We start from the raw sequence: 22641 nt of genomic DNA, 5'->3' as shown, positions 1-22641 counted from the left end.
TCAGGCGGACCCGGTCCGGCGTCGGGGTTCCGGCGGCGGGGGAACGGCCTTCGCCGCGATGACGGCTGCTCGGGGGATGCGTTCCACGCCGCGCTTGCCGTCGACGACCACGAGATCCACATCGATCGAGATCAGCTCGCCCAGCGCGTCGGTCGCGCGTCCATCGGGCAACTGGTAGCGCACCACGACGCGGGTCCCCGGGGCTGGGAACCGCGTCACCATCGGCTGGGGGCGTAGTCCTTGAGGAACACCCCGAAGACGTCCTCGCCCGCTTCTCCGCGCACGATCGGGTCGTAGACGCGCGCAGCGCCGTCGACGAGGTCCAGTGGGGCATGGAAGCCCTCCTCTGCAAGACGGACCTTGGTCGGGTGGGGGCGCTCGTCGGTGATCCAGCCGGTGTCGACGCTCGTCATCAGGATGCCGTCCGATTCGAACATCTCGCGCGCACTGGTGCGGGTCAGCATGTTGACGGCGGCCTTGGCCATGTTGGTGTGCGGATGCCCCGGACCCTTGTAGCCGCGCTCGAAGACGCCCTCCATCGCGCTCACGTTCACGATGTAGGTGCGGCGTGCAGGGCTCGCAGACATCGAAGGGCGGAGCTTGGAGACGAGGAGGAAGGGTGCCGTGGTGTTGGCCAACTGCACTTCGAGCATCTCGAGCGGATCGACCTCCTCCACCCGCTGAACCCACGAGTTCGAGTGGTCGAGGTCGGGGATCAGTCCGCCGGCGTCGATCGCGGTTCCCGCGGCAAGCCGGTCGAGCGAGGTCGATCCGGCGGTCATCGCCTCGCGGGTCAGGGTGTCGGCGCGGTCCGCGGCCGCCGCGAGGATCGGGTGGGCGCTCACAGAGCGCTCGAGAGCCTCGGGATGCCGGTCGTTCGTGTGCCCGAAGGTGACGAGCGCCGGGAGGGGACCGTCGGGAAGGGGCGCCAGCTCGGCGTCCACCAGCGGCTGGTAGGCGCCGGGGGAGCGCCGGACGGTCTGCGTCGCGTTGTTTATCAGGATGTCGAGCGGTCCGGATGCGGCGACGTCGTCGGCGAGGGCGATCACCTGGGCCGGGTCGCGCAGGTCGATCCCGACGATCTTCAGCCGATCGATCCACTCCGGCGAGTCCGGCAGGGCGCGGAAGCGCCGCACGGCGTCGCGGGGGAAGCGGGTCGTGATCGTCGTGTGGGCTCCGTCGCGGAGGAGCCGAAGGGCGATGTACATGCCGATCTTGGCGCGTCCGCCCGTCAGCAGCGCGCGTCGTCCGGTGAGATCGGTGCGTGCGTCACGCTTGGCGTGGCTGAGGGCGGCGCACTCGGGGCAGAGCTGGTGGTAGAAGGCGTCCACGACCGTGTACGGCTCCTTGCAGATGTAGCAGCCGCGCGCCTTCTGCAGGACGCCCGCGATCGGCGCGGCGGTGCGTGTCGCGATCGGGATACCGCGCGTCTCGTCGTCGATGCGGTCGGGGGCGCCCGTCGCCGTGGCATGCACGACGGCGCGGTCGGCGTCGGCGATCGCGGCGCGGATCTCGCGGCGGCGCTCCTTCTTCGCCGCCTTGAACATCGCGGCGGTCGCCTGGCGGACGGCGATGAAGTCGGGGTGCGTCCGGGGGAGCGACGACAGCTCGGAGAGGACGCGGAGCGTCGTGGCGAGGTCGGCGGGATCGATCCCCTGGTCGTCGGGGGAGATGTCGGGAAGCACATGAGATTGTACGTCGGGTCGCCTGTTAGCGTTCTCGCGTGACCCCGCCCGACGCCGCATCCGTACCGTCCATCCGCGTCTCGGCAGCGGTCATCCGGGATGACACGGGCCGATTGCTCCTCGTGCGCAAAGCCGGGACGACCGCGTTCATGCAGCCCGGCGGCAAGCCGGAGCCCGGCGAGACGCCGGACGAGACGCTCGTGCGCGAGCTCGCGGAAGAGCTGGGAGTGATCGTGTCGGTGGATGCACTCCGATCGCTCGGCGTGTTTCACGCCGCCGCGGCCAACGAACCCGGCCACGTGGTCGTCGCCGACGTGTTCGACGTCTCGATCGCCGGTCAGGAACCCGCTGCGGCTGCCGAGATTGCCGAGATCCGGTGGGTCACGGCGGAGGAGGCGGGGGCGCTCGAGGTCGCCCCGTTGGCGGTCGAGTACTTCCTCCGCGGGTGACACCGCCCTCGTCGGTGGTAGTCTGGGATGCCCGGACGCTCCGGCATCCGAGTGTTGACAACTCCACAGAGTGACAACGGTCCACACACCGCCAGGTGTCTCGGGGATGATCGGTTTCGACATCGCCTGTGACTCTGCGAGAAGCGGGCCGAGGATGCAGGGTTATCTCGTAAACGATCTCTGCGAACCAATAACTGCCAATAAGAAGCAGTCCGACTTCGCCCTCGCTGCGTAAGCAGCCAGCTCGAGTCCGTCAGTCCGTGAGTGATCCCCTCATGGTCCCTGGCGTCATTTAAGGGATCTCGCTGCGTGGCGTCGCCTGAGCGTCACGCGGGACTTTTTCAGGCTGGGCTCGTCGACTCAAGTGTCTGTACTAAGGGTCGGGGCCGAGCAGAACGCCATTTACAGACTGCGCCCGGAGAAGACGCCGTCTCTCAGCGATGGACGGGGGTTCGATTCCCCCCATCTCCACGAACCGTTGTCACGGAGCAGAAGCCCCCGGTCCGTTCGCGGATGCGGGGGCTTCGTCGTCTCTTCAGCCGAGGTCGATCAGGTCGAGGCCCTGTCTCGTGTCCGAGACCTCCACCCAGCCGTTGCGGAAGAGGTAGGTCATCCCGTACCCCTCGTCATCCACGCGGAGGGCGCCCGCGGGATCCTCGGTGATCAGCACGCCCCGAGGATCGTCCTTGCGGATCCATCCCTCGGCCTGCAGCGCCGCCTGGGTCGCGGACGCGTCGGCCTCGCTGATCGGCGACCATCCGAAGAGCACCAGATCATCGTTCGTCGGCGAGGCGAAGTCTCCCCACGTGCAGGAGATCCCCTTCGGGAGTTCGAGGTCGAGGATCACGAATGGGTCCTCGCGAACCGTCCAGCCCGTCGACGTGAAGGTGTCGATGGTGTCCGAGGAGAGCATGTTCTCGCACGTGACGTCCTCGGGGACGATCGTGGCCGCAGAGGACGGTGTCGACGCGGATGCCCCGGGTGCCGCAGCGCCGCTCGGATCACCACCCGGGCCTGACGTCGGAGTGCACGCCGTCGTCACCGCCACGACGGCCGCGATGAGCACGGCGACCGCCGTCCGCTTCCGGTGCGAGAGGTGCGACCTCACGTCCGCAACATCCCGAGGAACGTGTCATGGAGGATGCCGTTGGTCGCCAGCGACGAGCGCGCGTCCAGACGCTCCCCGCCGTCGATGTCGGTGAAGCGGCCACCCGCCTCGAGGACGATCGGCACGTGGGCGGCGATGTCGTACTCGCGGACGTCGAACTCCGCGACCATCTCGAGACGGCCCTCCGCCAGGAGCATGTAGGGCCACGCGTCTCCGTACCCCCGGTCGCGCCACACGGCCCGCGTGAGACGGAGGAGGGAGTCCGTGCGGCCCGCGGCATCCCACTGACCGATGCTCTGGAAGCTGATGCTCGCCTCCTCGGCGGTCGCGACGTCCGACGTGCGGACGCGCCTCGTCGTGCCGTCGGCGCCCCGGGTCCACGCGCCGGCACCTGTGGCGGCCCACCATCGACGCGAGATCGCCGGTTGGCTGACGACCCCGACCCGGGGGACGCCGTCGACCACAAGGGCGATGAGGGTGGCCCACATGGGAATGCCCTTGAGGTAGTTCGCGGTGCCGTCGATCGGGTCGATGATCCACTGGCGGCGGGTGTCTCCGCTCGTGCCGTACTCCTCGCCGAGGATCCCGTCCTCGGGACGCTCGCGTGCGAGGAGATCGCGGATCGCTCGCTCCGTCGCCAGATCGGCCTCGGTGACGTGCGTCGCGTCGGCCTTCGTGCTGACCTCGAGGTCGGGGGCGTCGAAGCGTTCCATCGATGCGCTGTCCGCGGCATCCGCGAGGCGGAGCGCGAAGGCGAGATCGTCGCGAAGGTCACCGTCGTACGGCGCGAGCCAGGGCGTCGAAGAGGGAGGGGGCGTCACGCTGTCCAGGATACGGCGTGTGCCTGGGGGCCTCGATTGGCGCAGTGCGCGATCGTGATGCTAGTGTTGACCCTCGGTTCGAGTTCTTCGAATCACGCACCTCTAGCTCAATCGGCAGAGCAACTGACTCTTAATCAGTGGGTTCCGGGTTCGAGTCCCGGGGGGTGCACGGACGGTCCCGATCACTCTCGCCAGTGATCGGGGCCTTCTGCTTTCCGGGCCCCTCGGCGCGCTCAGAGCCAGTGTTTGCGCTTGAAGACGACGTACAGGACGACCGAGCTCGCGACCATCAGGCCGAGGGCCATGGGGTATCCGAACGTCCAGTGGAGCTCGGGCATGTTGTCGAAGTTCATGCCGTAGATCGTGCCGACGAGGGTCGGTCCGAAGAGGATCGCCGCCCACCCCGAGATCTTCTTGACCTGCTCGTTCTGCTCGAGCGAGGTGTCGGTCTGCCGCTGCGTGACGAGCGTCGAATGCACCGTCAGGGCGTTGTCGAGGATGGAACGGAAAGCGGCGATCCGTTCGTTGACGCGGATGACGTGGTCCAACACGTCCCGCAGCGAGCGCTGGAGCTCGATGTCGACACCGTACTTGTCCGAGCCCTGCAGCAGTCGTTGCAGCATGTCATCGAGCGGCAGAGTGGACTTGTGGAGGGCGATGACTTCGCGGGCGAGCGCGTAGATGCGCTGCGACAGACCGGCGTCATCGCCGCCGAAGAGTGTTTCCTCGATCTCGTCGATGTCGTTCTCGACGCCCGCGATCACCGGCGCGTACTCGTCGACGACCTGATCGAGGATCGCGTACAGGATCGCCTCGGGTCCCATGCCCAACAATTCCGGCTGCTCCTCCATGCGAGCGCGGACACGCGCGAGGTCGGGGGAGTCGGCATGGCGGACCGTGACCACGAAGTCGGGGCCGACGAAGACGTGGAGCTCGCCGAACGCCACTGATTCCTTCTCGTCGTCGTACTGGGCGGGACGGAGCACCGCGAACAACACGTCGCCGTAGCGTTCGAGCTTCGCCCGCTGGTGGCCGGCGAGAGCGTCCTCGACGGCGAGCGGGTGCAGCGAGAACTCGGCCGCCACGGCGGCCACCTCGGCCTCAGTGGGGCGGTACAGGCCGATCCATGCCATGCCGTTGTGGTCGCGCATGTGCTCGAACGTCTCGCTGAGATTCGAGGGGTCCTGGATACGGCGGCCGTTGACGTACACGGCGTTGTCGACGATGGGCATGCGTAGATTCTGCGCCCTGCGGGATGAGCGGATGCCGCGCGCCGCGCCGCACACCCTCGCCGGATCCGGTGAGAAAGACGCCAGCGGGGTGTGCGGCGTCCCTTCAGGACGACAGCTTGTTCAGGGCCGAACCCTTGTGGGCGGCTTTCGCACCCGTCTTCTCCGACTCGACGATGAACGCAGGCTCATCCGTCGAGGCGGTGAAATCCTGCCCATCGAATGTGAAGTCCCTCGTCTTGCGTTCCGTGATCTTGCCCTGGGTGCGTCCCTGCGACGTGTTCCAGCTGACGCGATCGCCTTTCTTCAGGTCCGCCATGATTGTTCCTTCCTGTTCGCCGCGACGAGCGCGGTCCTGTCGATGGGGATACGGGTGATCAGGATGCCCGCGATGAGAGAGCCGAGCCCGCCGACGGCCATGTCTCCGATGGTGTCCTGATAGGTGACAAAGATGTCCGGCGCCAGGAATGTCTTGCCGGCCCACTCGACCATCTCCCACAGTGCACTGATCGCGAGGCCGATCGTCGGGACGAGGACGACGCTCGATCGCCGGTCGGCGCGTGCCGGAACGACCTCGAAGCGCCGGAGGACGAGGAAGGCGATGGTCGCGATCACACCGGTGGCCACGAAGTGGACGGCGATGTCCCACCACGCGATGGAACGGTACAGGTCCAGGACGTTGCTCCACGCCGCGACGGTGACCGTGACGCCGTAGAGGACATCGAAACCGGGTCGCGCGCCGATCGCTCGCGGTACGAGGAGGGCGGGCAGAGCGAGCGCGAGAATCCCTGCGTCGGTCGGTGTCCACCAGAGGAATGCCGCTGCCACGCTCAGCAGACCCAGGACCCGGATACCGTCGGCCGCCCACTCGGCGGTCGATCGAGGCGGCCGCAGGAAATCCGATCTCATCGCGGCACCTCGATGGCGGCATGGACCGGGAGGTGGTCGGACCCCGCCCGTCCGTCCTCCAGGCGGGCGTCGATGCCTACGCGCTCCACAGCGACATCCGGCGTCGTCAGGATCCAGTCGATGCGCTCACCCCCGCGCACCGGGGGGCGGTACCCGCTGTAGGTGCCCCAGGGCGGCGTCACCCGCTCGGCTGCCGTGGTCCAGGCATCCGTCAGCAGGTTGCCGCGGGTGAGGGCCTCCAGCGCGGGCGAACCTTCGGCTGCGTTCATGTCACCCATCACGACGGTGGGGAGCCCTCGCCGTCGCACCACCTGACGGATCTGCTCGGCGGCGCGGACGCGAGACCGCGACGAGAACGGATCCAGGTGCGTGTTGATCACGGCAAAGGACGCTCGTGCGCGTCGGTCCCGAAAGACTCCGATCACCATCGCCCGAGGCAGCGGGTTGCCCCACGACCGGGAACCGGCGACCTCGGGCGAGGCCGATAGGGCGAGCTGCTGATGATCGATGAGCTCGAGCCGCGATCGATCGAAGAAGATCGGGCACCCCTCGCCGCGTCCGCCGCGTCCGCGTCCCACGCCGATGCGCCCGTACTCGCCTCCTAATGCCCGGGCGATGTCACGAGCGGGACCTGGAAGCACCTCCTGCAGGCTGATCACCGAGGGCGATTCCCTCGAGAGCGAAGCCAGGAGCGCGGGGCGGCGCCGCTCCCATCGATCGGCACCGCGGGAGAGCCCGCGGGGGAGTGGCCTGCGCACGTTCAGCGTCGCCACGTGCAGGAGATCACCGTCCACCTGGCCGAGGACGGGCTTCACGCCGACGCCCTCGAGGCTGTGATGCGGCGCTCCGCGCGTCGACGTGCGGACCGCGCCCACCGGATCGGTGCGAACTCCTCCGGCCAATGCCGGACGACGGTTCGGATGCCGCGGCGCACACGGCGGCGGAGAGCGGATGCAGACGCGAAGGGGCGCATCGAGATGCCCATCGCCGCTGAGGGCACGAACCGGATCCGATGTTCCTTTCCGAGATGGAACGAGAGATCGAGGTCGTCGTGGATTTCGGGGTCCGTGCGGTGGACGACCGTGCTCACCCGCCGCCAGGCTGACCGGCGCATGGCGAGGTTGGACCCGAAGAGGGGGAGGTGTCCGAGGGTCGGCGTGAGGACGGCGGCGTAGGCGCCGAGGTAGGCGACCGCCAACGGCGACCGGAGGAAGCGCGGGCCGTCGATGAACCGAGCAGCGCCCGCGAAGACATCCACCTCGGGGCGCTCGCGGGCTTGTGCGCTCATGACCTCCACCCAGGTCGCCGCCGGGATGCAGTCCGCGTCGAGGCGGAGGATGAGGTCGCCCTCCGCGGAGTCGTACCCGGCTGCCGCCGCTGCGGGAATGCCGGGCTGGTCGCAGGAGACGACCCGCGTCCCGCCCTCGCGCGCGACACCGGCCGAATCGTCCGACGAGCCGTTGTCGACCACGACGATCTCATCGGGCCGACGGGTCTGCAGCGCAAGGGCCCGCAGGCACCGCCGGAGTCCGTCGGCGTCGTCCTTCACGGGGATGACGACGGTGACGGATTCGACGGTGGGCTGCGGGCCCAGAGCTGTCATGTGTCAGCCGAGGTTGTCGGCGATCCACTTCTTGGCGATGTCAGCGCTCGAACGCTGGTCGACAGTGGACTCGACATTCATCGCGACGAGCTCCTCGGGGCTCATCGCCTCGCTGACCTTGTTGATCGCATCCGCGATCTCGTCGGCCTTGTCGGCGTTCGCGATCGGCACGACGTTCGCAGCGAGGAACAGTCCCTTCGGGTCCTCCAGCGTGACGAGATCCTCCGTCTTGATCCGCGGGTCCGCGCTGTAGACGTTGGCGACCTGGATGTTCCCCGCGACGAGCTCGTCGACGGTCGTGTCGGCCGTCGCCTCGAACTTGGCGTCGACGCCGTAGACCTTCTTCAGGTCGGTGAAGTACGGCCGCTGCTCGAGCTCGGGGGCGCCGCCGAACGTCAGGTCCTTGATGCTGGCCAGGTCGCCGATCTCGGTGAGGTTGTTCTCTTTCGCGAAGGCGGCCGTCACGTTGTAGGAATCCTGGTCGGTCGCCGGCGAGTAGTCGAGAGCCTTCAGGTTGTCCGGAAGGACCTTCACCATTGCGTCGTAGACCTCGTCGGACGACCCGGCGGTGGCCGACTTGTCGTAGTACTGCAGCAGGCTGCCGGTGTATTCGGGGAAGAGGTCGATGGACCCGTCCTCGAGCGACGGCATGTAGGCGTCGCGCTGCCCGATGGCGAACTTCCGCTCGACGGTGAAGCCGTCCTTCTCCAGCACCTGGGAGTAGATCTCGGCGATGATCTCGTTCGACGGGTAGGACTGCGAGCCGACGACGATCGTCTTGGACTGCTCGCCGCCGCCCTCGTTGCCGCTCGAACCGCTGCCCTGGAGGGAATCGCTCGAGCCGCAGGCGGACAGCGCGAAAACGGCCGCGGCGGCGAGGCCGACGACGGGAAGGATGCGGGTGCGTGTGATGGACATGGATGCCTCCGGATGGGGTGGTGGTCAGGATGCCCGGTCTCAGGTGGCCGGGACGGGGGCGCGCCGGGTGCGACGACGCGTGGGGGAAGAGTTTTGCACGGCGACGCCGCGGGGAACGACGATGCGCTGGAACAGTGCGAAAGCGCCGTCCAGGACGAGGGCGAGGATGACGACGACGATCGAGGCGCCGAGGATCTGTGCGGCGTTGCGGGTCTGGATGCCCTGGATGAGGGCGAACCCCAGTCCGCCGAGCCCCACGTACGCGGCGATGGTGACGGTGGCCACGACCTGCAGGACTGCGGAGCGGATGCCGCCGATGAGAAGCGGCAGACCGAGGGGGACTTCGATCTTCCACAGGATCTGCATCGGAGTCATCCCGACGGCGCGGCCCGCCTCGACGGTGGAGCGGTTGATCGCCTCGATACCGGCATACGCGCCGGCGAGGATCGAGGGGATCGCAAGGAGGACGAAGGCGACGACCGCGGCCTGCTCCTTGAAGTTGACGCCGATCACCAGGTAGAGCAGGACGACGAGACCGAGGGATGGCAGGGAGCGGGCGGCGCCGGACAGGAACACCGCGATCTCGCGGCCCTTCCCGGTGTGACCGATCGCCCACCCGGCGGGGATGGCGATGACAGCCGCGATCGCGACCGACCCGAAGGTGAAACCGAGGTGCTGCAGGATCGCCTCCCAGAGGGGGAGGTACCCGGTGGTGCGGTCGGGGGAGAAGATCCACGCGAACGCGTCGAGGAAGACGTTCATGCCGTCACCTCCGCCGCACGGGCGCGTTGCCGCGGCACGCGGATCCGTCGGGTCCACGGCATCAGCGCGCGTCCCGCGAGGACGAGCGCCAGATCGATCACGAGGGCGATGACGACGACGGCGAGGACGCCCGCCAGCACCTCGGGGATGATGCGTCGCTGCGACCCGTTCGTGAAGAGGTATCCCAGGTTCTGCACACCGATGAGGGCTCCGACGGTGGCCAGGGAGATGGTCGACACCGCCGTCACGCGCAGACCCGCCAGCATGACCGGCCCGGCGAGGGGGAAGTCGACCGTCCAGAATCGCCTGACCGGGCCGAAGCCGACAGCTACCGCGGCGCTGCGGACCGCGGCATCCACCGACGCGAGACCGTCGGTGACGGAACGCGTCATGATCGCCACGGCGTAGATCGTGAGCGCGACGACCAGGTTGGTCTCCGACAGGAGGCCGATGCCCGTCGTCGCGCTGATGAGGGCGAACAGACCGAACGAGGGGATCGTGTAGAGGATGCCCACCACGCCCAGGAGTGTGCCGCGCAGGCGCGTGAATCGGAACGCCGCCCAGCCGAGCGGGATCGCGAGGACGAAACCGAGCACGATCGCGATGGCGCTCTGCCGCAGGTGGGCGAGCGTGAGTTGCCCGATCAGGTCGAGGTTCTCGACGACCCAGTTCATGGAGCCGTCACCCCTCGTCCTCCGGCGACCCCGGCAGGAGGACGCCTTGGGTCCGACCGGATCCGTCCACGAGCACCGTCCCGCGGTCGGTCTGCTTCGCGTGGAAGGCACGCGCGCCGCGATCGGCGCCGATGAAGCTCGCGACGAACTCGTCGGCGGGGGCTTCGATGATCTCCGAGGGCGTTCCGTGCTGGGCGATCCGGGCGCCCTTCTGCAGGATGACCACCTGGTCACCCAGAAGGAAGGCTTCGTCGATGTCGTGGGTCACGAACACGATCGTCTTGTCGAGTTCTCGCTGCAGTCGGATGACCTCGGCCTGCAGTTCCTTGCGGACGATGGGGTCGACGGCGCCGAACGGCTCGTCCATGAGCAGGATGTTGGGGTCCGCAGCGAGCGCACGTGCGACGCCGACGCGCTGCTGCTGGCCGCCGGAGAGCTGAGCGGGGTAGCGATCGGCGAACGCGGTGTCGAGGCCGACGACCTCCATCAACTCCATCGCGCGCCGACGCGCGGTCGCGCGGGTCTGGCCGGTGAGCACGGGCACGGTCGCGATGTTGTCGGCCACCGTGTAGTGGGGCAGGAGTCCGGCGTTCTGCAGGACGTACCCGATGCTGCGCCGCAGCTGGACGGCGTCACGGGAGCGGATCGACTCGCCGTCGATCATGATGTCACCGGACGTCGGTTCGATCAGGCGGTTGATCATCCGCAGCAGCGTGGTCTTGCCGCAGCCCGAGGATCCGACCAGGACCGTCGTCTTGCGCGCGGGCATCTCGAGCGAGACGTCGTCGACGGCGGCGGGGCCGTCGCCGAAGCGCTTGGTGACGGATCGGAATTCGATGGCCATGGGCGTCCTTTCGGCCGGTGCTTCAGCAAACCACAGACCCCCGACATCCCGGCAGTCTCCGGCGTCCATTGACGTCTTTCCCCGGGTATGGCAAGGGCGGGACATTACGGCCGGGCGCTCGCTACGGTGTCGGCATGAGCACACGCGAGTACGACCTCATCGTCATCGGAGCCGGCCCCGTCGGCGAGAACGTCGCGGACCGGGCCGTCCGCGGCGGGTTGACCGCCGCGATCGTCGAGAGCGAGCTCGTCGGCGGCGAGTGCTCGTATTGGGCGTGCATGCCGTCGAAGGCGCTTCTGCGCGCACCCGCCGCACTGCGCGCGGCTCGGGACGTCGCGGGAGCGGCCGAGGCGGTGAACGGCGGCGTCGACGTCGCGGCCGTCCTCGCGAGGCGCGATCGCATGGTGCACGACTATCAGGACACCTCCCAGGTCGAGTGGCTGCAGGGCGCGGGCATCGATCTCGTGCGGGGCCACGGCCGACTGTCTGCCGAGAGGGAGGTAACGGTCGAAGCGGCCGACGGCTCGACGACGGTCCTGCGGGCACGCCACGCGGTCGCCGTGTGCACCGGGTCGGCCGCACTCCTTCCCGACATCCCCGGTCTTCGGGATGCCGCGCCGTGGACGAGCCGCGAGGCCACCGGCGTGACTGACGTTCCCTCGTCCCTCGTCGTGCTCGGCGGGGGCGTCGTCGGCGTCGAGATGGCGACGGCGTTCACCGCCTTCGGAACGGACGTCACGGTGATCGCCCGGTCGTCGCTCCTCAGCGGGCTCGAGGGCTTCGCCGGCGAAGCCGTGCAGAAGTCGCTTACCTCGGCCGGCGCGACCGTCCGCACCGGGGTCGGCGTGACGGGCGTCGAGCGCTCGGACGGCGGCGTGACCGTGTCGCTGGACGACGGGTCGTCGGTCCGCGCCGAGGAGATCCTCGTCGCGACGGGGCGCGTGCCCCGGACCGAGGATGTCGGTCTCGACGTCATCGGCCAGAAGGCGGGCGCCTGGATCGAGGTCGACGACACCCTCCGGGTCCCGGGCAGCGAGTGGCTGTACGCCGTCGGCGACGTCAATCACCGTGCCCTGCTCACGCATCAGGGGAAGTATCAGGCGAGGATCGCCGGTGATGTCATCGCCCGACGCGCGACCTCGACGGATGTCGACACCTCCCCGTGGGGTCCCCTCGCGGCGACGGCCGACCACGCCGCCGTCCCGCAGGTCGTGTTCACCGAGCCCGAGGTCGCCGCCGTCGGGCACACCGAGGCATCCGCTCGGGAGGCCGGCATCGACGTGAAGATCGTCGATTACGACCTGTCGTGGGTCGCCGGGGCGAGCACGCATTCGGACCGGTACGAGGGGATGTCGAGGGCCGTCATCGACGCCGAGCGCGGAGTGCTCGTGGGTGCCACCTTCGTCGGCCCGGACGTCGCCGAACTCCTGCACGCCGCCACGATCGCGATCGTCGGCGAGGTCCCGCTGCACCGACTGTGGCACGCCGTCCCGGCCTACCCGACCGTGAGCGAGGTCTGGCTCCGCTGGCTGGAGTCGGCCGGGCTCTGAGGCGCCTCACGCCCGCCGCGCCGCCTGGACGCGCGTCGTCAGCTGATGCGCGTGGGCCAGGAGTAGGCGCCCGAGGTCGGCGAGCCGATCGGGGCCGAAGCGGAACTCGACGCCGGTCAGGCTCAGCGCCCATGAGGGGTGTCCGGCGTGGTCGAAGACGGCCGCACCGATGCCCCACGAACCGGGGACGATGAGCCCCGGATTGACGGCGTAGCCCCGGTCACGCGTCTCGGCGATGCGCATCTGGAGCGCTGCCGCATCGTGGGCACCGCCCCATCGTCCCGGCAGGTCGGGATGGCGGTCGAGATACGCGTCGACGTCGCCCTGCGGAAGGAAGGACAGGATCGCGAGGCCCGCGGATGCGACGCCCAACGGGAAGCGGACACCCTCGCTCAGGACGAAGGACCGGATGGGGAAAGATCCTTCCTCCCGCACGAGGCAGACCGTTTCGTCGCCGCGGCGAACGGAGAGGAACGCGCTCTCCTCGGTCTTCACCGCAAGGGAGCGCACGATGTCCGCGGCGATGTGGGTGATGTCGTAGCGAGGTGCGGCTGCCGCCCCCATGAGGAACAGCTCCGGGCCGGCGAGCCAGCGGGCGGTGCGGTCGTCCTGGTCGACGAGCCCCTCCGCGCGCAGGGCCGAGAGCAGCCGGTGCGCCGTCGTCCGGGTGAGCCCCGCGTCCGCGGCCAGTTCGCGAAGTCCTTTGCCGGTCATGCCGGCTGCGCTCACGAGTCGCAGGAGGAGCGCGGCACGGGCGATCGCCTGTGCGCCGGGGACGGATGCCGTGGGTCGTTCCACATCGTGGACACTACGGGTCGAGCGGTCCACATGGCAACGACATCCTCGACCGGTGACGCGGGTGCGGGCGATGCTCGAAGGAGACGACACGAAGGAGTGCGCAGTGATCGACAAACGCGTGGCCGGACCGGCTGAGGCGGTCTCGGACATCCCGGACGGAGCGAGCATCGCCGTCGGCGGATTCGGACTCTCCGGCAATCCGACCGCCCTGATCGAGGCCCTTCTCGAACAGGGGACGGCCAACCTCTCGGTGGTCTCGAACAACTGCGGCGTGGACGACTGGGGGCTCGGCGTGCTGCTGCGCGCACATCGCATCCGCAAGATGACCTCCTCCTACGTCGGCGAGAACAAGGAGTTCGAGCGCCAGTTCCTCTCCGGCGAGCTCGAACTCGAGTTGACGCCGCAGGGCACGCTGGCCGAGAAGCTCCGCGCGGGCGGCGCCGGCATCGCCGCGTTCTACACCCAGACCGGAGTCGGGACGCAAGTCGCCGAGGGCGGCTTGCCGCGCCGCTACGACGGCGCCGGCGGGGTGGCTGTGGCGTCCGCACCGAAGGACGTCAGGGTCTTCGATGTGGCCGGCTCCGCGAAGGAGTTCGTCCTCGAGGAGGCCATCACGACCGACTTCTCGCTCGTCCACGCGCGCCGCGGCGACCGGCACGGCAACCTCGTCTTCGCCAAAGCGGCCCGCAACTTCAACCCGCTCGCCGCCATGGCCGGGCGGGTGTGCATCGCGCAGGTCGAGGAGCTCGTCGAGCCGGGCGAGCTCGATCCGGATGCCGTTCACCTCCCGGGCGTCTACGTGCATCGGGTCGTGGAGGTCGGCACCGGCATCGAGAAGCGCATCGAACGACGGACGATCACGGCGGAAGGGCAGTGACATGGCGCTGACCAGGAATGAGATGGCGGCCCGTGCTGCCGCGGAGCTCAGCGACGGCTCCTATGTGAACCTCGGCATCGGGTTGCCCACCCTCGTGCCCAACCACGTCCCGGAAGGCGTCACCGTCGTCCTCCAATCCGAGAACGGGATCCTCGGCGTCGGTCCGTACCCGCGGGAGGCCGACGTCGACCCCGACCTGATCAATGCGGGCAAGGAGACGGTGACGACCCTTCCGGGAGCGGCCTTCTTCGACTCCGCGCTCAGCTTCGGCATGATCCGGGGCGGCAAGATCGACGCCGCCATCCTCGGTGCGATGCAGGTGTCCGCCGCCGGAGACCTGGCGAACTGGATGATCCCGGGGAAGATGGTCAAGGGGCCTGGCGGGGCCATGGACCTCGTCCACGGTGCCGGACGCGTCATCGTCCTGATGGAGCACGTCGCTCGCGACGGGTCGCCGAAGATCGTCGCCGAGTGCTCGCTTCCCCTCACGGGCCGCGGGGTGGTCGATCGCATCATCACCGACCTCGCTGTCATCGACGTCACGCCGCGCGGGCTCGTTCTCGTCGAGACGGCGCCCGGAGTGAGCGTGTCCGAGGTCCGCGAGGCGACGGAGCCCGAACTGATCGTCCCGAGCGATGCGAAGGTGGAGTCATGAGTGAAGAGATCGTGATCGTCGGTGCCGCCCGGACGCCGCAGGGCAAGCTCATGGGCGCCCTGTCGTCCCTGTCCGCCCCGCAGCTGGGGGCCATCGCGATCCGCGGTGCGCTGGAGCGCAGCGGAGTGGATCCCACCGCGGTCGACGCCGTGATCATGGGCCAGGTGCTCCCGGCCGGGTCGGGCCAGAATCCGGCGAGGCAGGCGGCTCTCGGCGCCGGCATCGGGTGGGACGTCCCGGCATCCGCTGTCAACAAGGTCTGCCTGTCGGGACTCACCGCCATCATCGATGCGAAGCGGCTGGTCGCTTCCGGGGATGCCGCGGTCGTCGTCGCCGGCGGGATGGAGTCGATGTCGCGCGCGCCCCACCTCCTCACCGGCTCACGCGACGGCTGGACGTACGGCTCGGTCGAGGTGCTCGACCACATGGCCTTCGACGGTCTCACCGACGCCGCGGAGGGGATCTCGATGGGTCTGTCGACCGAGCAGCACAACCCCGCGCTCGGGCTCACGCGCGAGGCGCAGGACCACGTCGCCGCGCTGTCCCACCAGCGTGCCGCTGCCGCGGCCGAGCAGGGTGTCTTCGACGACGAGATCGTCCCCGTCGAGGTGCCGCAGCGGCGAGGCGACCCGGTCCGTGTGGTCGCCGATGAAGGCGTCCGCCCGGACACCACCGTCGAGACCCTGGCCCGGCTGCGCCCCGCGTTCTCCACCGACGGCGACATCACGGCAGGCAACGCCTCGCCGATCTCCGACGGCGCCGCCGCGGTCGTCGTGACCACGCGGTCCCGCGCCGAAGCGGAGGGGTGGGCGATTCTCGCGACGGTCGGTGCGGCGGGTCAGGTGGCCGGACCCGACAACTCCCTGCACTCCCAGCCCGCGCGCGCGATCGCGCAGGCGCTCGGACGTCAGGGCATCGCGGCATCCGCTCTGGACCTGGTCGAGATCAACGAGGCCTTCGGCGCCGTGGTCGCCCAATCGCAGCGGGAACTCGGCATCGACGAGTCGATCGTCAACGTCCACGGTGGCGGGATCGCCATCGGGCATCCGATCGGAGCGTCCGGTGCGCGCCTCGTCGTCCACGCCGTGCGTGAGCTCCAGCGACGGGGGAGTGGCACGGCCGCGGTGGGCCTGTGCGGCGGTGGCGGTCAGGGCGAGGCGCTCATCCTGACCCGCTGACGAAGATCAGCGCGAGAGGCGGCGCTTCAGCAGCTTCTTCTTCTCGCCGTCGCGCGGCGAGTCCATCGGGATGAGCTTGCCGCGCGACGCGCGACGGGTGTCGACGACCGATCCGACCGCGAGGGCGAGGGTGATGCCCCAGCTGAGCCAGGCGAGCGCGGTGCGCCAGGTGAACGGCTCGGGGCTGCGCGCGGAGCGCAAGAGAGTGACGCCTCCTGTGAGGGCCGAGAGAAGACCGGTTCCGAACAGGTATTTGCGCATACCACCCACGCTAGTGCGCCCGACGCATGCCGTGGCGGTTGTTAGCCTGAAGTCATCCATCGAGAGGAACACCGTGACCGTGGCTTCTGACTTCGTCGTCGTGTCCAACCGCCTTCCGGTCGACCGGACGGACGACGAGAACGAACCCTGGCGGCGCTCGCCCGGCGGCCTCGTGACGGCGCTCGATCCCGTGATGCGGAGCACCCACGGTGCCTGGGTCGGCTGGCCGGGACAAGCGGACATGGAGCTCGAGCCGTTCGAGTTCGACGGCCTCCAGCTCGTCCCCGTCACGCTGTCGGCCGACGACATGCAGCTCTACTACGAGGGCTTCTCGAACGACACGATCTGGCCGCTCTACCACGACGTCATCGCGGCGCCGACGTATCACCGCACGTGGTGGGACGCCTACGTCAGGGTCAACAAGCGATTCGCGGAGGCCGCGTCGACCCACGCCGCCGAGGGCGCGACGGTCTGGGTCCACGACTACCAGCTCCAGCTGGTCCCGAAGCTCCTCCGCGAGCTCCGTCCCGACCTGACCATCGGTTACTTCCACCACATTCCGTTCCCCGCATACGGCCTCTACGCGCAGCTGCCGTGGCGACGCCAAGTCCTCGAGGGCCTGCTCGGTGCGGACGTCATCGGCTTCCAGCGGGTGGCGGATGCCGGGAACTTCGCTCGTGCCGTGCGCCGCCAACTGGGGTTCGACACCAAGGCCGGCGCGATCGCCGTCCCGACGGAAGACGGGGGCGTCAGGACCGCCGTCGCCCGCGCCTATCCGATCTCGATCGACGCGGCCGAGTACGAGGAGCTCGCGAAGCGTCCCGACATCCGGGCTCGGGCCGAGGAGATCCGCTCGAGCCTCGGCAACCCGAAGGCGATCCTGCTGGGCGTCGACAGGCTCGACTACACGAAGGGCATCCGACACCGGCTGAAGGCGTACGGCGAACTGCTGGCGGACGGCCGCCTGTCGGTGCACGACGTCATCCTCGTCCAGGTCGCGAGTCCCAGCCGCGAGCGCGTGCAGACCTACATGGAGCTCCGCGACGAGATCGAGCTCACCGTGGGGCGCATCAACGGCGATGCCGATGAACTCGGCTACAGCGCGATCCAATACCTGCACCACTCGTACCCGCGCGAGGAGATGGTCGCGCTCTTCCTCGCGGCGGACGTCATGCTGGTCACGGCTCTCCGCGACGGCATGAACCTCGTCGCCAAGGAATACGTCGCGAGTCGCGTCGACGGCGGCGGGGCGCTGGTGCTCAGCGAGTTCACCGGGGCGGCCGACGAGCTCACGCAGGCCATCAAGGTGAATCCGCACGACATCACCGGACTGAAGGACGCCATCATGCAGGCGATCGACATGCCGCAGAAGGAGAAGGACCGCCGGATGCGGGCTCTTCGCCGTCGGGTCCGTGAGAACGACGTCGCGAAATGGTCGGAGAGGTTCATCTCGGATTTGAACGCCGCCCGGAAGGAACACCCGTGACCGATCTCACCGACATCGCACGTGCCCATCGGCTGCTGGTCGCGCTGGACTTCGACGGAACCCTGTCGCCGCTCGTCGACGACCCGATGAGCGCGCGGATGGCTCCGGCGGCCCGCTCCGCCGTCGAGGCGCTGCTCGCGGCGCCCGACACCGCCGTGGCGTTCGTGTCGGGCCGGTCGCTCGGCGACCTGCGGATCATCGCCGAGCACTCCGACGACTCGCCGATTCTGCTGGCCGGCTCGCACGGTGCGGAGTACCTCATCCCCGGCGCGCCCGCGGACGAGGCCCTGGACCCCGCCGACATCGAGGTGCGGGACCGGCTGCGAGCTGACGTCGAGAAGCTGGCCGAGGGAGCCCCCGGCTCCTGGATCGAACCGAAGACGTTCGGCTTCGGGGTGCACCTGCGGACCGTGACCGACGCGGCCGCTGCGGAGCGGCTCCGGGCATCCGTCGATGCGCTGATGGCGGATGCCGCCCCGCACTGGCGCCGGCGTCAGGGCCACGACATCGTCGAGTACGCGTTCACCGACGCCGGGAAGGATGCCGCCGTCTCCCACCTCCGCGAGGTCGTCGGCGCGACCGCCGTCGTCTTCGCCGGGGACGACCTGACCGATGAGGACGCCCTCCGCTCGCTCGGACCCGACGATCTCGGCATCCGTGTCGGTGCGGGGGAGACCGCGGCATCCGTCCGTGTGGCAGACATCGAAGAACTCGCCGCAGTGCTGTCGACTGTCGCACACGAGCGCGTCGCTTCGCGGCAATAGACTTCGAGAATGCCCTCTCCCGACGAGAACATCGACATCAAGCCCCGCAGTCGCGCGGTCACCGACGGCATCGAAGCCACGACGTCCCGCGGAATGCTCCGCGCGGTCGGCATGGGCGACGAGGACTGGGACAAGCCCCAGATCGGCATCGCCTCGAGCTGGAACGAGATCACGCCCTGCAACCTGAGCCTCGACCGGCTCGCGCAGGGAGCCAAAGAAGGCGTGCACGCCGGAGGCGGTTACCCCCTCCAGTTCGGCACCATCTCGGTCTCGGACGGCATCTCCATGGGCCACGAGGGCATGCACTTCTCCCTCGTGAGCCGTGAGGTCATCGCCGACTCGGTCGAGACGGTCATGATGGCCGAGCGCCTCGACGGCTCGGTCCTGCTCGCCGGCTGCGACAAGTCGATCCCCGGCATGCTCATGGCCTCCGCCCGCCTCGACCTCTCGAGCGTCTTCCTCTACGCGGGCTCGATCGCGCCGGGCTGGGTCAAGCTCAGCGACGGCACCGAGAAGGACGTCACGATCATCGACTCCTTCGAGGCGGTCGGGGCGTGCCTGGCCGGCAAGATGAGCGAGGCCGACCTCAAGCGCATCGAGTGCGCGATCGCGCCCGGCGAGGGCGCATGCGGCGGCATGTACACCGCCAACACGATGGCATCGGTCGCCGAGGCTCTGGGGCTCAGTCTTCCCGGCTCCGCGGCGCCGCCCTCCGCCGACCGTCGCCGCGACTACTTCGCCCACCGCTCCGGCGAGGCCGTCGTCAACCTGCTCCGCCAGGGCATCACGACCCGCGACATCCTCACGAAGGAGTCCTTCGAGAACGCGATCGCGCTCGCGATGGCCCTCGGCGGTTCGACGAACGTCGTCCTGCACCTGCTCGCCATCGCGCGCGAGGCCGAGGTCGACCTGACGCTCCACGACTTCAACCGCATCGGCGACAAGGTCCCGCACGTGGCCGACATGAAGCCGTTCGGCACCTACGTCATGAACGACGTCGACCGGCACGGCGGCATCCCGGTCATCATGAAGGCCATGCTCGACGAGGGCCTCCTGCACGGCGATGCGCTCACCGTCACGGGCAAGACGCTCGCCGAGAACCTGCGCGACCTCGACCCGGACCCGATCGACGGCACCGTCATCCACACCTTCGACGACCCGATCCACGCGACCGGCGGCATCACGATCCTGCACGGCTCGATGGCGCCCGAAGGTGCCGTTGTGAAGACCGCGGGGTTCGATGCCGCCGTCTTCGAGGGACCCGCCCGGGTGTTCGAACGCGAGCGCGCCGCGATGGACGCCCTCGAGGAGGGACGCATCGCCGCCGGCGACGTCGTCGTCATCCGATACGAGGGGCCCAAGGGCGGTCCGGGCATGCGCGAGATGCTCGCGGTGACCGCCGCCATCAAGGGCGCTGGCCTCGGAAAAGATGTACTACTGTTGACGGACGGACGATTCTCAGGCGGCACAACCGGCCTGTGCATCGGCCACATAGCACCCGAAGCGGTGGACGCTGGTCCCATCGCCTTCGTGCGCGATGGTGATCTGATACGGGTCGATATCGCGGCTCGTTCTCTCGACCTACTCGTCGACGAAGCTGAGCTGAACTCCCGCCGTGAGGGCTGGGAGCCCCTTCCCCCGCGCTATACCCGTGGCGTGTTGGCCAAGTACTCGAAGCTCGTGCGCTCCGCTGCGGAGGGCGCGACGACGGGCTAGGCCCCACACACTCGTCATCCATCACCACAGAGGTCTCTCTCATGTCTTCTGACACCGTTGCCGCTGTGCCCCGGCCACCCGCCGGAGGCGCGTCCCACCCCGTGCTCACCGGAGCGCAGGCCGTCGTCCGCTCACTGGAGCTCTTGGGCGTCACCGACGTCTTCGGCCTCCCGGGTGGAGCCATCATCGAGGTCTACGACCCCCTGATGGACTCCACGGACCTCCGCCACATCCTGGTCCGTCACGAGCAGGGCGCCGGTCACGCCGCCGAGGGGTACGCCGCGGCATCCGGTCGTGTCGGCGTCGCGATCGCGACCTCCGGCCCGGGCGCGACCAACCTCGTCACCGCGATCGCGGACGCCTACATGGACTCGATGCCGATCGTCTGCATCACCGGGCAGGTGTACTCGACCCTGATGGGGACGGATGCCTTCCAGGAGGCCGACATCGTGGGCATCACCATGCCGATCACGAAGCACTCGTTCCTCGTGAAGGACCCCGCCGAGATCCCCGGCGCGATCGCCGCGGCGTTCGAGATCGCCTCGACCGGTCGCCCAGGCCCCGTCCTCGTCGACATCACGAAGGACGCGCAGCAGGCCAAGGCGCCTTTCATCTGGCCGCCGAAGGTCGACCTCCCCGGGTACCGGCCGGTGACGAAAGCCCACGGCAAGCAGATCCAGGCCGCGGCGCAGCTCATCTCCGAGGCCAAGAAGCCCGTCCTGTACGTCGGCGGCGGCGTGGTCCGCGCAGGGGCTGCCGCTGAGCTCCGCCGTTTCGCGGAGGCCACCGGAGCCCCTGTCGTCACGACCCTCATGGCACGGGGAGCGTTCCCCGACTCCCACCCGCAGCAGCTCGGCATGCCGGGCATGCACGGCACGGTTCCGGCCGTCCTCGCGCTCCAGGAATCCGACCTGCTCATCGCACTCGGCGCACGGTTCGACGACCGTGTCACCGGCAAGGCGGCGCTGTTCGCCCCCGACGCCAAGGTGATCCACGTCGACATCGACCCCGCCGAGATCGGCAAGATCCGCGCCGCAGACGTTCCGATCGTGGGCGACCTGAAGGACGTCCTCGTCGACCTCGATGCCGCGTTCGCCGGAGTCGAGGGGTCGGACATCTCGGAGTGGTGGTCGTACCTCGACGGCCTCCGGACCGAGTTCCCGCTCGGCTACGCGCCGACGACGGACGGTCTGATGTCGCCGCAGCACGTGATCCAGCGCATCGGCGAGATCACCGGACCCGAGGGCGTGTTCGCCTCGGGTGTCGGTCAGCACCAGATGTGGGCCGCGCAGTTCATCGGCTACGAGCGCCCCAACGCGTGGCTGAACTCCGGCGGCGCCGGGACGATGGGCTACGCCGTCCCCGCCGCGATGGGGGCGAAGGTCGCCCAGCCCGACCGGGCGGTGTGGGCGATCGACGGCGACGGCTGCTTCCAGATGACCAATCAGGAACTCGCCACCTGCGCGATCAACAACATCCCGATCAAGGTCGCGATCATCAACAACTCGTCCCTCGGCATGGTGCGCCAGTGGCAGACCCTCTTCTACGACGGCCGCCACTCGAACACCGACCTCAACACGGGTCACGACAGCATCCGCATCCCGGACTTCGTCAAGCTCGCCGAGGCGTACGGCTGCCTCGGCATCCGGGTCGAGAAGGCCGAGGACGTGGATGCCGCCATCCAGCTGGCACTGGAGACCAACGACCGTCCCGTCGTCATCGACTTCGTCGTGAGCGCCGACGCGATGGTGTGGCCGATGGTGCCGCAGGGCGTCAGCAACAGCTACATCCAGTACGCGCGCGAACACGCGCCGGCATTCGAGCAGGGGGACTGACGATGAGCAAGCACGTCCTGAGCCTCCTCGTGGAGGACAAGCCCGGTCTGCTGACGCGCGTGGCGGGCCTGTTCGCCCGACGTGGCTTCAACATCGACTCGCTCGCCGTGGGCGTCACCGAGGTGCCGGGGCTCTCCCGCATCACGGTCGTCGTCGACGTCGAGGAGCTGCCGCTCGAGCAGGTGACGAAGCAGCTGAACAAGCTCGTGAACGTCATCAAGATCGTCGAGCTCGACTACTCGACCTCGGTCCAGCGCGAGCACATGCTCGTCAAGGTCCGCGCCGACAACCAGACGCGCTCGAACGTCATCGAGGTCGTCAACCTCTTCCGCGCGTCCGTCGTCGACTATGCGACCGACGCCCTCGTGGTCGAGGTGACCGGCGATCGCGGCAAGGTCGACGCCTTCCTCAGGGCGCTCGAGCCCTTCGGTGTGAAGGAGCTCGCGCAGTCCGGCATGGTCGCCATCGGCCGCGGCGGCAAGAGCATCACCGAGCGCGTCCTGCGCGGCTGACCCCACA

Annotated in this window: 25 protein-coding genes, 1 tRNA gene and 1 other RNA gene; 12 read left to right on the top strand and 15 right to left on the bottom strand. The window is 68.9% G+C overall.

Going from position 1 to position 22641, the window contains the following annotated elements; all coding sequences use genetic code 11:
- Together AC4NN1_RS02975 and AC4NN1_RS02970 are read right to left on the bottom strand one after the other, a co-directional pair.
- On the bottom strand, positions 1 to 222 hold the full coding sequence (locus AC4NN1_RS02975) for a putative acetyltransferase (protein ID WP_491954504.1): 222 nt from the start codon (positions 220 to 222) through the stop codon (positions 1 to 3).
- Entirely contained in the window at positions 216 to 1685 is a 1470-nt protein-coding gene (locus AC4NN1_RS02970) for an SDR family NAD(P)-dependent oxidoreductase (RefSeq protein ID WP_491954503.1), read from the bottom strand. The genes AC4NN1_RS02975 and AC4NN1_RS02970 overlap by 7 nt, the downstream gene beginning before the upstream one ends.
- Before the next feature lie 38 nt (positions 1686 to 1723).
- Between AC4NN1_RS02970 and AC4NN1_RS02965 the strand changes: the two genes are divergently transcribed.
- Entirely contained in the window at positions 1724 to 2134 is a 411-nt protein-coding gene (locus AC4NN1_RS02965; RefSeq protein ID WP_491954502.1) for an NUDIX hydrolase, read from the top strand.
- Positions 2135 to 2236: 102 nt separating this feature from the next.
- Positions 2237 to 2608, top strand: a transfer-messenger RNA (tmRNA) gene (ssrA, locus tag AC4NN1_RS02960).
- 61 nt (positions 2609 to 2669) lie between these two features.
- On the opposite strand, the gene AC4NN1_RS02955 is transcribed toward ssrA, so the two are convergent.
- A complete protein-coding gene (locus AC4NN1_RS02955) occupies positions 2670 to 3242 on the bottom strand; it encodes a hypothetical protein (RefSeq protein WP_491954501.1) in 573 nt (190 codons plus the stop codon).
- Entirely contained in the window at positions 3239 to 4063 is an 825-nt protein-coding gene (locus tag AC4NN1_RS02950) for an inositol monophosphatase family protein (RefSeq protein WP_491954500.1), read from the bottom strand. Before AC4NN1_RS02950 ends, AC4NN1_RS02955 begins: the two co-directional genes overlap by 4 nt.
- 96 nt (positions 4064 to 4159) lie before the next feature.
- Here AC4NN1_RS02950 and AC4NN1_RS02945 point away from each other — a divergent pair.
- Positions 4160 to 4232: transfer RNA gene (locus AC4NN1_RS02945), tRNA-Lys, on the top strand.
- 64 nt (positions 4233 to 4296) lie between these two features.
- Here AC4NN1_RS02945 and corA read toward each other — a convergent pair.
- The 9 genes from corA to AC4NN1_RS02900 all read right to left on the bottom strand — a co-directional run bounded on the left by corA (position 4297) and on the right by AC4NN1_RS02900 (position 11002).
- Positions 4297 to 5295, bottom strand: coding sequence for a magnesium/cobalt transporter CorA (gene corA, locus AC4NN1_RS02940; RefSeq protein ID WP_491954499.1), 999 nt, complete (start codon positions 5293 to 5295; stop codon positions 4297 to 4299).
- A 103-nt stretch (positions 5296 to 5398) separates the two neighbouring features.
- A complete protein-coding gene (locus tag AC4NN1_RS02935) occupies positions 5399 to 5611 on the bottom strand; it encodes a hypervirulence associated TUDOR domain-containing protein (RefSeq protein ID WP_018188116.1) in 213 nt (70 codons plus the stop codon).
- Complete coding sequence (locus AC4NN1_RS02930) at positions 5599 to 6201, bottom strand: DUF2238 domain-containing protein (protein WP_491954498.1); 603 nt, start codon at positions 6199 to 6201, stop codon at positions 5599 to 5601. Before AC4NN1_RS02930 ends, AC4NN1_RS02935 begins: the two co-directional genes overlap by 13 nt.
- Positions 6198 to 7016: an endonuclease/exonuclease/phosphatase family protein gene (locus tag AC4NN1_RS02925; RefSeq protein WP_491954497.1), complete on the bottom strand. Its 819-nt coding sequence runs from the start codon at positions 7014 to 7016 to the stop codon at positions 6198 to 6200. The genes AC4NN1_RS02930 and AC4NN1_RS02925 overlap by 4 nt, the downstream gene beginning before the upstream one ends.
- The gene (locus tag AC4NN1_RS02920) at positions 7013 to 7804 is read right to left on the bottom strand and encodes a glycosyltransferase family 2 protein (protein WP_491954496.1); all 792 of its coding nucleotides are present in this window, start codon (positions 7802 to 7804) and stop codon (positions 7013 to 7015) included. The genes AC4NN1_RS02925 and AC4NN1_RS02920 overlap by 4 nt, the downstream gene beginning before the upstream one ends.
- Before the next feature lie 3 nt (positions 7805 to 7807).
- On the bottom strand, positions 7808 to 8722 hold the full coding sequence (locus AC4NN1_RS02915) for an ABC transporter substrate-binding protein (RefSeq protein WP_491954495.1): 915 nt from the start codon (positions 8720 to 8722) through the stop codon (positions 7808 to 7810).
- 39 nt (positions 8723 to 8761) lie between these two features.
- Positions 8762 to 9484, bottom strand: coding sequence for an ABC transporter permease (locus AC4NN1_RS02910; RefSeq protein WP_018188111.1), 723 nt, complete (start codon positions 9482 to 9484; stop codon positions 8762 to 8764).
- Complete coding sequence (locus AC4NN1_RS02905; protein WP_018188110.1) at positions 9481 to 10158, bottom strand: ABC transporter permease; 678 nt, start codon at positions 10156 to 10158, stop codon at positions 9481 to 9483. The genes AC4NN1_RS02910 and AC4NN1_RS02905 overlap by 4 nt, the downstream gene beginning before the upstream one ends.
- A 7-nt stretch (positions 10159 to 10165) precedes the next feature.
- A complete protein-coding gene (locus AC4NN1_RS02900; RefSeq protein ID WP_018188109.1) occupies positions 10166 to 11002 on the bottom strand; it encodes an ABC transporter ATP-binding protein in 837 nt (278 codons plus the stop codon).
- 134 nt (positions 11003 to 11136) lie between these two features.
- Here AC4NN1_RS02900 and AC4NN1_RS02895 point away from each other — a divergent pair, with 134 nt between their 5' ends.
- The gene (locus tag AC4NN1_RS02895; RefSeq protein ID WP_491954494.1) at positions 11137 to 12552 is read left to right on the top strand and encodes a dihydrolipoyl dehydrogenase family protein; all 1416 of its coding nucleotides are present in this window, start codon (positions 11137 to 11139) and stop codon (positions 12550 to 12552) included.
- A 6-nt stretch (positions 12553 to 12558) separates the two neighbouring features.
- Here AC4NN1_RS02895 and AC4NN1_RS02890 read toward each other — a convergent pair whose 3' ends face one another.
- Positions 12559 to 13350, bottom strand: coding sequence for an IclR family transcriptional regulator (locus AC4NN1_RS02890; RefSeq protein WP_491954493.1), 792 nt, complete (start codon positions 13348 to 13350; stop codon positions 12559 to 12561).
- A 70-nt stretch (positions 13351 to 13420) separates the two neighbouring features.
- Between AC4NN1_RS02890 and AC4NN1_RS02885 the strand changes: the two genes are divergently transcribed.
- The 3 genes from AC4NN1_RS02885 to AC4NN1_RS02875 are packed head-to-tail and all read left to right on the top strand — an operon-like array spanning position 13421 to position 16060.
- Complete coding sequence (locus AC4NN1_RS02885) at positions 13421 to 14227, top strand: CoA transferase subunit A (RefSeq protein ID WP_020097170.1); 807 nt, start codon at positions 13421 to 13423, stop codon at positions 14225 to 14227.
- Between the two features lies 1 nt (position 14228).
- A complete protein-coding gene (locus tag AC4NN1_RS02880; RefSeq protein WP_026302973.1) occupies positions 14229 to 14882 on the top strand; it encodes a CoA transferase subunit B in 654 nt (217 codons plus the stop codon).
- Positions 14879 to 16060: an acetyl-CoA C-acetyltransferase gene (locus AC4NN1_RS02875; protein ID WP_018188104.1), complete on the top strand. Its 1182-nt coding sequence runs from the start codon at positions 14879 to 14881 to the stop codon at positions 16058 to 16060. Before AC4NN1_RS02880 ends, AC4NN1_RS02875 begins: the two co-directional genes overlap by 4 nt.
- Before the next feature lie 6 nt (positions 16061 to 16066).
- Here AC4NN1_RS02875 and AC4NN1_RS02870 read toward each other — a convergent pair whose 3' ends face one another.
- Positions 16067 to 16321: a hypothetical protein gene (locus tag AC4NN1_RS02870; RefSeq protein ID WP_018188103.1), complete on the bottom strand. Its 255-nt coding sequence runs from the start codon at positions 16319 to 16321 to the stop codon at positions 16067 to 16069.
- Between the two features lie 73 nt (positions 16322 to 16394).
- On the opposite strand from AC4NN1_RS02870, the gene AC4NN1_RS02865 reads away from it, so the two are divergent.
- From AC4NN1_RS02865 to ilvN, 5 genes are read left to right on the top strand one after another with little or no spacing between them, the layout of a single operon-like run.
- Positions 16395 to 17807, top strand: a complete 1413-nt coding sequence (locus tag AC4NN1_RS02865; RefSeq protein ID WP_311856885.1) for an alpha,alpha-trehalose-phosphate synthase (UDP-forming) — start codon at positions 16395 to 16397, stop codon at positions 17805 to 17807.
- The gene (gene otsB, locus AC4NN1_RS02860; RefSeq protein ID WP_020097172.1) at positions 17804 to 18571 is read left to right on the top strand and encodes a trehalose-phosphatase; all 768 of its coding nucleotides are present in this window, start codon (positions 17804 to 17806) and stop codon (positions 18569 to 18571) included. The genes AC4NN1_RS02865 and otsB overlap by 4 nt, the downstream gene beginning before the upstream one ends.
- 9 nt (positions 18572 to 18580) lie before the next feature.
- The gene (gene ilvD / locus AC4NN1_RS02855) at positions 18581 to 20287 is read left to right on the top strand and encodes a dihydroxy-acid dehydratase (RefSeq protein WP_018188100.1); all 1707 of its coding nucleotides are present in this window, start codon (positions 18581 to 18583) and stop codon (positions 20285 to 20287) included.
- Between the two features lie 41 nt (positions 20288 to 20328).
- The gene (locus AC4NN1_RS02850; RefSeq protein WP_026302972.1) at positions 20329 to 22122 is read left to right on the top strand and encodes an acetolactate synthase large subunit; all 1794 of its coding nucleotides are present in this window, start codon (positions 20329 to 20331) and stop codon (positions 22120 to 22122) included.
- A gap of 2 nt (positions 22123 to 22124) precedes the next feature.
- Positions 22125 to 22634, top strand: coding sequence for an acetolactate synthase small subunit (ilvN, locus tag AC4NN1_RS02845; RefSeq protein ID WP_018188098.1), 510 nt, complete (start codon positions 22125 to 22127; stop codon positions 22632 to 22634).
- Positions 22635 to 22641: the final 7 nt, after the last annotated feature.

This window comes from Microbacterium sp. MDV22-iso44 (assembly GCF_058629135.1).
This window is presented reverse-complemented; position numbering and strand designations above follow the sequence as displayed.